This is a genomic window from Metamycoplasma hominis ATCC 23114 (assembly GCF_000085865.1).
GTDB lineage: Bacteria > Bacillota_I > Bacilli_A > Mycoplasmatales > Metamycoplasmataceae > Metamycoplasma > Metamycoplasma hominis.
In genome coordinates, this window is sequence record NC_013511.1 from 270,416 (window position 1) to 282,061 (window position 11,646).

The window sequence follows — 11,646 nt, forward strand, 5'->3', positions numbered from 1 at the left end:
AACTCGTAACTTTTTTATAAATTACGAGTATAAATTTTTTGCCTAATAATTAATTATATGTAATCTAATTACTAAAAAATTATTTTATTAATAATTTAAATTAATTGTTAGATGAAATAATTTTTACCTTTGTTTTGTCTATACCAGTATTTTCTCATTTTATATTACTTGCATCACCTTTATAAATTACTTCTTTAAGGTTTGCGCAATCAGAAAACGCTCTTTCGCCAATTTCTTTTACCGAACCAGGAATAGTAATAGATTCAATGTTTGTATTTGAAAATGCCTCAGCGCCAATTTTTTCAAGACCTTCATTTAAAATTACTTCTTTAAGGTTTTCGCACCAAGAAAACGCTCTTTCGCCAATTTCTTTTACTGTACCAGGAATAGTAATAGATTCAATTTTTGTATGATTAAATGCCCCAGTGCTAATTTTTTCAAGACCTTCATTTAAAATTACTTCTTTAAGGTTTTCGCACCAAGAAAACGCTCTTTCGCCAATTTCTTTTACTGTACCAGGAATAGTAATAGATTTAATGTTTGGATTTGAAAATGCCTCAGCGCCAATTTTTTCAAGACCTTCATTTAAAATTACTTCTTCAAGGTTTTTGCAACCAGAAAACGCTCTTCCGCCAATTTCTTTTACTGAACCAGGAATAGTAACTTTTGTGGTTTTTTTATCCAAATATGCTAATATCTTTTTATTATTTTTATCAATAAAAAAGTTATCTTTAATTTCAAAATTTTTATTATTTGAATTAATTAAAATATTTGAAATTATTGAATAATTAAATGCCCAATCGTCTATTTCTTTTACCGAACCAGGAATAGTAATAGATTCAATGTTTGTATTTGAAAATGCATATCAGCCAATTCCTTCAAGGCCTTCATTTAAAATTGCTTCTTTAAGGTTTAGGCAATCAGAAAACGCATATAAGCCAATTTCTTTTACTGAACTAGGAATAGTAATAGATTCAATGTTTGTATTTGAAAATGCATATCAGCCAATTCCTTCAAGGCCTTCATTTAAAATTGCTTCTTTAAGGTTTAGGCAATCATAAAACGCTCTTTCGCCAATTTCTTTTACTGAACCAGGAATAGTAATAGATTCAATTTTTGTTTTATAAAATGCCTCAGCACCAATTTTTTCAAGACCTTCATTTAAAATTACTTTCTTAAGGTTTTCGCAACCATAAAACGCACTTTCACCAATTTTTTTTACTGTACCAGGAATAGTAATAGATTCAATTTTTGTATCTGAAAAAGCACTTTCACCAATTTTTTCAAGACCTTCATTTAAAATTACTTCTTTAAGGTTTGTGCAACCATTAAACGCATAATCGCCAATTTCTTTTACTGAACCAGGAATAGTAATAGATTCAATTTTTGTATTTCAAAATGCACAAGCGCCAATTTTTTCAAGACCTTCATTTAAAATTGCTTCTTTAAGGTTTAGGCAATCATAAAACGCTCTTTCGCCAATTTCTTTTACCGAACCAGGAATAGTAATAGATTCAATGTTTTTACCAGCAAATGCCTCAGCGCCAATTTTTTCAAGACCTTCATTTAAAATTACTTCTTTAAGGCTTTCGCACCAAGAAAACGCATATTTGTCAATTTCTTTTATTGAACCAGGAATAGTAATAGATTCAATGTTTGTATTTGAAAATGCATATCAGCCAATTCCTTCAAGGCCTTCATTTAAAATTACTTCTTTAAGGTTTGTGCAACCATTAAACGCATCTTCGCCAATTTCTTTTACTGAACCGGGAATAGTAATAGATTCAATTTTTGTATTGCTAAATGCCCAAGCGCCAATTTTTTCAAGACCTTTATTCAAAATTACTTCTTTAAGGTTTTTGCAACCATAAAACGCTCATTCGCCAATTTCTTTTACTGAACCGGGAATAGTAACTTTTGTGGCCTTTTCATCCAAATATGCTAATATTTTTTTATTATTTTTATCAATAAAAAAGTTATCTTTAATTTCGAAATTTTTATTATTTGAATTAATTGAAATATGTGAAATTCTTGAAAAATCAAATGCCCTGACGCCAATTTCTTTTACTGAACCAGGAATAGTAATAGATTCAATGTTTGTATCTAAAAATGCCTTAGCGCCAATTTTTTCAAGACCTTCATTTAAAATTACTTCTTTAAGGTTTGTGCAACCAGAAAATGCACTTTCGCCAATTTCTTTTACTGTATCAGGAATAGTAATAGATTCAATGTTTGTATCTGAAAATGCAAAAGCGCCAATTTTTTCAAGACCTTCATTTAAAATTACTTTCTTAAGGTTTTTGCAACCAGAAAACGCACCTGCGCCAATTTCTTTTACTGAACCAGGAATAGTAATAGATTCAATTTTTGGATTATTAATTAACCCAGCAAATGCCGCATAGCCAATTTTTTCAAGACCTTTATTTAAAATTACTTCTTTAAGGTTTTCGCAACCATAAAACGCTCATTCGCCAATTTCTTTTACTGAACCAGGAATAGTAATAGATTCAATTTTTGTTTTATAAAATGCCTCAGCACCAATTTTTTCAAGACCTTTATTTAAAATTACTTCTTTAAGGTTTGGGCACCAAGAAAACGCTCTTTCATCAATTTCTTTTACTGATCCAGGAATAGTAACTTTTGTGGCCTTTTTATCCAAATATGCTAATATCTTTTTATTATTTTTATCAATAAAAAAGTTATCTTTAATTTCAAAATTTTTATTATTTGAATTAATTGAAATATGTGAAATTATTGAAAAATCAAATGCCCAAGCGCCAATTTTTTCAAGACCTTCATTTAAAATTACTTCATGAAGGTCTCCGTGGCCTAAAAACGCACCTTCGCCAATTTCTTTTATTGAACTAGGAATAGTAACTTTTGTGGCCATTCAATCCAAATATGATAATATTTTTTTATTATTTTTATCAATAAAAAAGTTATCTTTAATTTCAAAATTTTTATTATTTGAATTAATTAAAATAAGTGTAGTCATTCAAAAATCAAATGCTCAATTGCCAATTTCCTTTACTGAACCAGGAATAGTAATAATTCCAATTTTTGTATATCTAAATGCTTCAACGCCAATTTTTTCAAGACCTTCATTTAAAATTGCTTCATTAAGGTTTGTGCAACCATGAAACGCTCTTTCGCCAATTTCTTTTACTGAACTAGGAATAGTAATAGATTCAATGTTTGTTTTATAAAATGCCTCAGCACCAATTTTTTCAAGACCTTCATTTAAAGTTACTTCTTTAAGGTTTTCGCAACCAGAAAATGCACCTTCACCAATTTCTTTTACTGAACTAGGAATAGTAACTTTTGTGGCCTTTTTATCCAAATATGATAATATTTTTTTATTATTTTTGTCAATAAAAAAGTTATCTTCAATTTCAAAATTTTTATTATTTGAATTAATTGAAATATGTGAAATGTCTGAAAAATGAAATGCACCAGCGCCAATTTTTTCAAGACCTTCATTTAAAATTACTTCTTTAAGGTTTTCGCAACCAGAAAATGCACCTTCACCAATTTCTTTTATTGAACTAGGAATAGTAACTTTTGTGGCCTTTTTATCCAAATATGATAATATTTTTTTATTATTTTTGTCAATAAAAAAGTTATCTTCAATTTCAAAATTTTTATTATTTGAATTAATTGAAATATCTGAAATCATTGAAAAATCAAATGCTCAATTGCCTATTTCTTTTACTGTATCAGGAATAGTAATAGATTTAATGTTTGTATTTGAAAATGCCCGAGCGCCAATTTTTTCAAGACCTTCATTTAAAATTACTTCTTTAAGGATTTTGCAATCAGAAAACGCACTTTCGCCAATTTCTTTTACTGAACTAGGAATAGTAACTTTTGTGGCCTTTTTATCCAAATATGATAATATTTTTTTATTATTTTTATCAATAAAAAAGTTATCTTTAATTTCAAAATTTTTATTATTTGAATTAATTGAAATATCTGAAATCATTGAAAAATCAAATGATCAATTGCCTATTTCTTTTACTGTATCAGGAATAGTAATAGATTTAATGTTTGTACGATCAAATGCCCGAGCGCCAATTTTTTCAAGACCTTCATTTAAAGTTACTTCTTTAAGGTTTTCACATCTAAAAAATGCACCAGCGCCAATTTCTTTTATTGAACCAGGAATAGTAATAGATTCAATTTTTTTATCAGCAAATGCACTTTCGCCAATTTTTTCAAGACCTTCATTTAAAGTTACTTTCTTAAGGTTTTTGCAACCAGAAAATGTACTTTTGTCAATTGCTTTTATTGAACCAGGAATAGTAATAGATTCAATGTTTGTGCTTGAAAATGCACAAGCGCCAATTTTTTCAAGACCTTCATTTAAAGTTACTTTCTTAAGGTTTTCGCAACCAGAAAATGTACTTTTGTCAATTTCTTTTATTGAACCAGGAATAGTAATAGATTCAATGTTTGTGCTTGAAAATGCACCAGCGCCAATTTTTTCAAGACCTTCATTTAAAATTACTTCTTCAAGGCTATGGCAACCAGAAAATGTACTTTTACCAATTTCTTTTACTGAACCAGGAACAGTAATAGATTTAATGTTTGTATTTAAAAATGCCTCAGCGCCAATTTTTTCAAGACCTTCATTTAAAATTACTTCTTCAAGGTTTTCACAACCAGAAAACGTACTTTTACCAATTTCTTTTACTGAACTAGGAATAGTAATAGATTTAATGTTTGTATATTTAAATGCCTCAGCGCCAATTTTTTCAAGACCTTCATTTAAAATTACTTCTTTAATGTTTCTACAACCAGAAAACGCACCTTCGCCAATTTCTTTTACTGAACCCGCAATAGTAACCGATTGAATAACACTATTAAAAAAAGCATGATTATCAATTTCTGTAATATTTTTGCCTTGATATTCCTTAGGAATTGTTACTTTAGAATCATTTCCAATAAATTCTGTAATTTTTCAAGTATTTGATTTAGTTAGTTCGAATTTAAATTTTTTATTTAAATTTGATGAATCTTCTTCTTTGGTAGGATTTTCTGGTTTAGGTTTATTTTCATCAGGTTTTGAATCTTCTTCTTTTGTAGGATTTTCTGGTTTAGAATTTGGTTTATTTTCATCAGGCTTTAAATCTTCTTTGTTTTCTTTTGAATTTTGTTTTACTCCATAATCACAAGAAATAGTTGCTAATGGAAGTATAGTAGTTAATGCTGAAATACTACTTAATATAAGTCATATCTTAATATTTTTTTTATTTTTCATTTTCTTACCTTTTATTACTATTTATAATTTTATTTTTATATATATTAAAAAGTAAAACCTCTTAATAATAAAAAAAAAAAAAAAAACAGATTTTTAATATAATTGGTTGAAAAAATGGCTTATTTTCTATATTTTTTATGCAATTTATATATTCTTAAGGTCAAAAAAATGCAATAAAAAAAACTCAGATTGAACTGAATTTTTTTATTTTTTAAATGGCAATAAAGATAATTAATTGCATTTTTTTAAAACAGATTTCTTACATCATCTTAGTGTTTTAATATATCTGCAAGTTCATCGTTTGAATCTTCATCATTATCCATTGAAAAAAATGATTGTGTTTTAAATGTTCCTTCAGATACAAAGAATTCCTTTGTTTCATCGTTAACATAATTTAAATCGTCTTTTTTTATTACATTGATTACTTCATCTTGAATTTGATCAATGTCTTTAGGAGCATCTTTTCTTAATCCCGTGGCGATTACCGAGACAAATAGCTCACCTAATTTGTTGCTTTCTTCAGATTCTAGAGTTGTTATACCAAAAATAATGTTAATTTCATTACCAACAATTTCCCGCATAGCTCCCAAAGCACTTTGAATTTCATTTAAAGTTACTTTTTGAGAAGCACTGAAATTTACTATTGCATCGCTAGCCCCAACAACACTTGATTCTAAAATTGGGCTTGTTATTGCAGATGTGATTGCTTTTACAGCCCTATCTTGGCCATTTGCTTGGCCAATGCCGATTAATGTTTCACCTTTATTTTTAATAATGGTTGATAAATCTGCAAAATCAAGATTAATAATGCTTGGGGTGGCAATAACATCAACTATTGTTCTAATAGTTTGCTTTAAGACATTATTTGCGCAAATAAATGCATCTGAAAAAGAAATATTTCCATATTGTTGTAATAGTTTATTGTTTGAAATAACAATATATGAATCAACACATTTTTTAATTTCTTGTAAGCCTTGCTTTGCAATTCTCATTCTCTTTGGACCTTCAAAGTCAAACGGAGTAGTTACAACTGCAACTACTAAAGCATTGCATTCCTTGGCTATTTGTGCAATCACGGGCGCTGCACCTGTGCCGGTTCCACCACCCATTCCTGCAGTTATAATTACTAGATCAGCTCCTTGCAATCTACTTTTGATTTCTTCACGTGAAGATTCAGCAGCAGTTTTGCCAATTTCAGGGTTAGCACCCGCGCCAATTCCACGTTCATCACCTAAATGTAAAACGCATTCTTGAGGAAATTTTGCTAATACTTGTTTATCGGTATTGGCAGCAATAATTTGAAAACTATCTAAATGGCTATTTATCATAGTTTCAACACTATTATTTCCGCCACCACCTACTCCAATAACAATTATTTTTGCCACCGGGTTATAATTATTTAATTCTTTTGCCATAGAACTCCTAATTTATATCGTTTAGCATTAAATTGTAATACTTTTTGGAATTACTATAAACTTCAATTGTAAATAATTCCCTACTAATTTCATTATTTAAAGCATTTTGTTTGATTTGACATTCTAAAATATTATCTATTGCAAGCATTTCGCAACTTAAATATTCATTTTTGATTTCATATTCAAAGTCACTAAATAAGTTAATTTTTTCATTTTGAATTAATATATTATCAAAAAGTTTTAATTCGCTATTGAAATATAATTTGCAAACCTTTGAATCAATTTTATAATTATTAACAAAAGTTGCAACGCTAGTTAATAATTTATTTATAAATTCGCCTAATATATTCTTTATTATTGGAGCAACATTGCATTTGTAGGTTAAACAATTTACAACTTCGCTAAATCAATTGCTTTCTGTACTTAATAAATTGCGTTGTAACATTCTTGCTTTTAATTTGTTTAGTCCTAAATCTAATACTTGGCTTACTATATTTGATTTATTAATGTTTAAAATAAATTTAGCTTTATCATCTAATACATCAACAAAAATAGCTACTTTTTGTTTTGGATTTTTAAACAAAACTGAATTTGTCTTTAAACTATCTAAGCAAAATATTTTGGCAATTTTTAAATCGTTGCTACTAAAAATTTCTTGCAATCTTAGACTATTAGCATTTGATATTGTTTTTAAAGAATAAATTTGCTTAATATTAGTTTTTTTAACTAGTTTAAATTCCAATATTTTTTGGCCTATATTATTGAAGTTTGATCTAATATTTTTTAAATTACTAATATTAAAATTGTCGTTATTTAAGGTTAATAGTTTACTATTTATATTTCATTTGCTATCTTCAGACAACATAACAATAACTTCATTTATGCTTGCCGATATTAATTTTTGAATTTCATTCTTTGTTTGCTTTATAAAATTTTTTATATCGCTTTCAGTTAAATAAATATTATTAATTGCTTTTTTATAAATGCAAAAAGATAAAGTATTAGTTTTTTCCATAACTTCTACTTCGATACTATTTTTTAAAAATTTATATGCAGCAATAATAATTTTTTTCATTTAACTAATCCATTAATTTTGTAATAACGCGTAATTTTGCGCTTCTTGATCTTTTGTTGATTTCTTCTTCTTTACTACTTGGAAAAATTACTTTTTGATGTCACTTATGAGTTTCAACAATTAGTATTTTTTTTAGCTTAGGGTCAAAATAATTTAAATTTTGATAAAACTTTTTAACTATAACGTCTTCTTTACTATGAAATGTTATAATCGCTATTTTTCCGTCTTTTTTTAATAAATTAGGAAGTTGGCTTAGCATTTCACTTAAGGCATTTAGCTCATCATTCACTGCTATTCTAAAAGCTTGAAAAACTGCTTTAGAAGGATTTTTTTGTCTTACTATTTTAGCTGGCAATGAATCCTTTATTATTTGATTTAACGTAAATGAATCAGATATTGGTCGATTTTTTACAATTGCTTTCGCAATTAAATTACTTAATTTTACATCAGCATTAGATTGCAATATATCTATAATTTCTTTTTCAGTTGCATTATTAATAATTTCTTTTGCAGTTAGAGTATTATCTAAATCCATTCTCATATCTAAATCGGAATTGATTGAATAAGAAAATCCTCTATTTGGATCATCTAATTGAGGACTAGAAACTCCTAAATCTGCTAATATTCCATCGACTTTATCGATATTTAGTTTTTTTAGTTCACAAGTAATGTTTCTAAAATCACTTTTTATTAAAATAAAGTTTTGGCTTATTTTTATTAATTTTTCTCTACTTTCGTTTATAGCTTGAATATCTTTATCAAAACAAATTAATTTTCCAGTTGTTAGTCTTTTTAAAATTTCTTGGCTATGACCACCACGGCCTAATGTTAAATCAACATATATTCCGTCTGGCTTTATTGATAATTGTTCTATTACTTCATTTAATAGAACTGGAATATGTTCCATTTAGAACTTAACTCCTGCTTCAAATAATTTTTGAGCCAAGTCATTTACATTATCATCATTTTCATAGTAGCTTTCTTGTTCATCATAAACTTCTTTAGCAAATAATTCACAAGTATCACCAGTTCCTAGGAAAACAACTTCTTTGTCGATAGCGGCTTTATTTAAAAGATGTTTGGGAATCATGATTCTGTTATTTTTATCAGGAGATACAACTTCAGTATTTCCAAAAATGTAGCGAATAAAATCTCTTACGTTTTTGTTAAGTGTGTTTCCTTCTTCCAATTTAGTTTTCATTTTTTGAAACTCAGAAACCGTTCTTAATACTAAGTTTTTATCTATTCCAATTGTGATATAGAATTCCTTGCCTAATTCTTGTAGTAATTTAGGTGGAACAACAACTCTATTTTTATCATCAATTTGGCGATAATATTTACCAAACATTCCCACATCCTCCCACTATCAACTTAATTCTAACATATAAATCAAGTATTTTTTAATTTTTTATAAATAAAAATAAAAAAGAAGGCAAAAAAGCATTAGCCCTCTTGCAATAGACCATAGTAATTATTTTTTTAATTGTTTTATTAAAAAATAAATAACTGTATAAGTTTTTTGTTAAAATTAAAATATGCTAGTTTAGCTCAGTTGGTAGAGCAATTGATTCGTAATCAATGGGTCGGGGGTTCGATCCCTCTAACTAGCACCAAATGCACAAAGTAAGCGCCAAAAATAAAAAATAAAAAATTTATTAAAAAATTAATTTTTTTTAGTTATAATAATTAAGCATTTATTAAGTGCCGACTTAGCTCAGCGGTAGAGCAGCTGGCTGTTAACCAGTTTGTCGTTGGTTCAATCCCAATAGTCGGCGCCATTATGGCCCTATGGTGAAGCGGTTAACACATATGGTTTTCATCCATACATTCGTGGGTTCAAGTCCCGCTAGGGTCACCATTGGAGAATTAGCTCAGCTGGGAGAGCATTGCCCTTACAAGGCAAGGGTCGTGGGTTCGAGCCCCTCATTCTCCACCATTTGTTTAAATACACCGCAAAAAAGGCCAACCGGCCTTTTTATTTTTCATTTAGATTTAAATTAAATGTAATTTTTATATAAAAAACTCGTAACCTTTTTGATTACGAGTTTTTTATATCTAGTTTTTAATCATCAAATTGTGAGTAATATAACCTTGCATATTTTTTATTTAATTCTAGCAATTGCTTATGTGTTCCTTGTTCAATAATACGACCATCATCCACAACTAAGATTAAATCAGCATTTTTAATCGTGCTTAGACGGTGAGCAATAACTATTGATGTTTTACCAACCATGATATTTTCTTTTAATGCTTGTTGAATTATTTTTTCTGTATTAGAATCCACGTTCGATGTTGCTTCATCTAGTATTAAGATTTTTTTGTTTCCTAATATTGCTCTAGCTATTGAAAGAAGTTGTTTTTCTCCTTTAGATAATATTGAAGTGCTATTATCAATTATAGTATCATATCCATGTTCTAACTTTTCAATAATATGATGAGCAGATGCTAATTTTGCTGCCCTTATTACATCTTCTTTGGTTGCTTTTGGATTTCCTACTAAAAGGTTATTTAAAATACTTTCATTAAACATAAAGCTATCTTGTAAAACAACTGCCGTAAAATCTCTTAAACTATCTTTTGAAATTTCTCTTAACTCTATTCCATCTATCTTTATTGAACCTTTTTCATAATCATAAAAACGATTCAATAAATTTATAATAGTAGTTTTACCTGCTCCAGTTTCTCCAACTAAAGCAATAGTTTGTCCTGCTTTTGCATTAAATGAAGCATCTGTTAGTTGATATTTAGGCGAATTTTCATTATATCTAAAATATACATGATCAAATGTTATATTTCCAACAGGATTTTCTATCACAATTCCCTTTGAGTGGTTTTTTATGTGTGTGCTTGGTAAACTCAAAAGTGTATTAACCCTAACGGCAGATGCAATACCAATTCTAGCATAAACTAATATAGTAAGCATTGATTGAAGTGTTGATAAAAAACTATATATAAGTGTTAAATAACTTATTAAAAATCCATGTTCTGCATTTGTATTAAAAAGCCCATAAACATGAATATTATTTCCCTTTAATACAAGTGTTACAGTAACTATTAATATAACCAAAATATTGTTAGTAAAAACTATTCAAGGATTAATTATTTGGTTATTAAGATCTCCGGTGAAGGCTGTGTTAAATATGTTTCTTGCTATTTGTTTACCATGATTATTAACTTGTTCTTGTTGTTCAAAAGTTTTAATAATTTTAGAATTAGTTAGCATTTCTTCAACAAAAGCGTTTAATTCCCCAAAATGTTTTCTGGTTTGAATAAATGCTTTTTGAGCTTTTTTAGTAATTAATATCCCTATAAATGAAAATAAGAATAGAACAGGTAAAACAACAGCAGATAAAACCAGACTAACCATTGATAAAAATATTACAGATAAAATAACATTTATAGCACATTGGATTAATTCATTTAATAGTTTAAATATTGTTTCAGATAAACTATTAATATCATTTACTAAAATAGAAATAATATTACCTGATTTTTGATTATCAAAATACGAAACAGGAATATATAAAAGATTTTTCATGGCGGTTTTTCTTATATTCTCGCAAACTGAAAAAGTTATTTTTACAAAAAATACCCCTGAAACATATCTAAAAATTCCATACAATATAAACGATATAACCAAACATGAAGCCATACCTATAAATAATTTTAAATTAAAAGGTGTTTTATGATCTAATACATCTTTTGTTAAACATATTGTAAAAATATATCCAATTAAAAATGAACCTATTGCATAAAAAATTGCATGAAAAAATGAAAACAAAACAGCCAATCAAAATTTTGTTTTTGATTCACCTGAATATTTAAAAACTAATTTAAACAAAGTAATAAATGAAAGTTTTTGCTTTTCTTTAGTTCTTTTTTTCATCACTGCCTCC

Annotated in this window: 6 protein-coding genes and 4 tRNA genes; 4 read left to right on the forward strand and 6 right to left on the reverse strand. The window is 27.7% G+C overall.

Going from position 1 to position 11,646, the window contains the following annotated elements:
• Positions 1-100: 100 nt before the first annotated feature.
• From MHO_RS05430 to MHO_RS01290, 5 genes are all read right to left on the reverse strand, one after another.
• The gene (locus MHO_RS05430) at positions 101-5,260 is read right to left on the reverse strand and encodes a leucine-rich repeat domain-containing protein (protein WP_012855503.1); all 5,160 of its coding nucleotides are present in this window, start codon (positions 5,258-5,260) and stop codon (positions 101-103) included.
• A gap of 269 nt (positions 5,261-5,529) precedes the next feature.
• The gene (gene ftsZ, locus MHO_RS01275; RefSeq protein WP_012855504.1) at positions 5,530-6,675 is read right to left on the reverse strand and encodes a cell division protein FtsZ; all 1,146 of its coding nucleotides are present in this window, start codon (positions 6,673-6,675) and stop codon (positions 5,530-5,532) included.
• A gap of 7 nt (positions 6,676-6,682) precedes the next feature.
• Complete coding sequence (locus MHO_RS05435; RefSeq protein ID WP_012855505.1) at positions 6,683-7,750, reverse strand: hypothetical protein; 1,068 nt, start codon at positions 7,748-7,750, stop codon at positions 6,683-6,685.
• 4 nt (positions 7,751-7,754) lie between these two features.
• A complete protein-coding gene (rsmH, locus tag MHO_RS01285) occupies positions 7,755-8,657 on the reverse strand; it encodes a 16S rRNA (cytosine(1402)-N(4))-methyltransferase RsmH (RefSeq protein ID WP_012855506.1) in 903 nt (300 codons plus the stop codon).
• Positions 8,658-9,098 carry a division/cell wall cluster transcriptional repressor MraZ gene (locus MHO_RS01290; protein ID WP_012855507.1) on the reverse strand — a complete coding sequence of 147 codons (441 nt, stop codon included), beginning with the start codon at positions 9,096-9,098 and terminating at the stop codon, positions 8,658-8,660.
• A gap of 189 nt (positions 9,099-9,287) precedes the next feature.
• Between MHO_RS01290 and MHO_RS01295 the strand changes: the two genes are divergently transcribed.
• The 4 genes from MHO_RS01295 to MHO_RS01310 all read left to right on the forward strand — a co-directional run bounded on the left by MHO_RS01295 (position 9,288) and on the right by MHO_RS01310 (position 9,686).
• A tRNA-Thr gene (locus MHO_RS01295) sits at positions 9,288-9,363 on the forward strand.
• 90 nt (positions 9,364-9,453) lie between these two features.
• Positions 9,454-9,528 (forward strand) — tRNA-Asn (locus tag MHO_RS01300).
• Positions 9,529-9,532: 4 nt separating this feature from the next.
• Positions 9,533-9,608, forward strand: a tRNA-Glu gene (locus tag MHO_RS01305).
• A gap of 2 nt (positions 9,609-9,610) precedes the next feature.
• Positions 9,611-9,686: transfer RNA gene (locus tag MHO_RS01310), tRNA-Val, on the forward strand.
• A gap of 126 nt (positions 9,687-9,812) precedes the next feature.
• Here the strand turns inward: MHO_RS01310 and MHO_RS01315 are convergent.
• Entirely contained in the window at positions 9,813-11,636 is a 1,824-nt protein-coding gene (locus tag MHO_RS01315) for an ABC transporter ATP-binding protein (RefSeq protein ID WP_012855508.1), read from the reverse strand.
• Positions 11,637-11,646 lie beyond the last annotated feature (10 nt).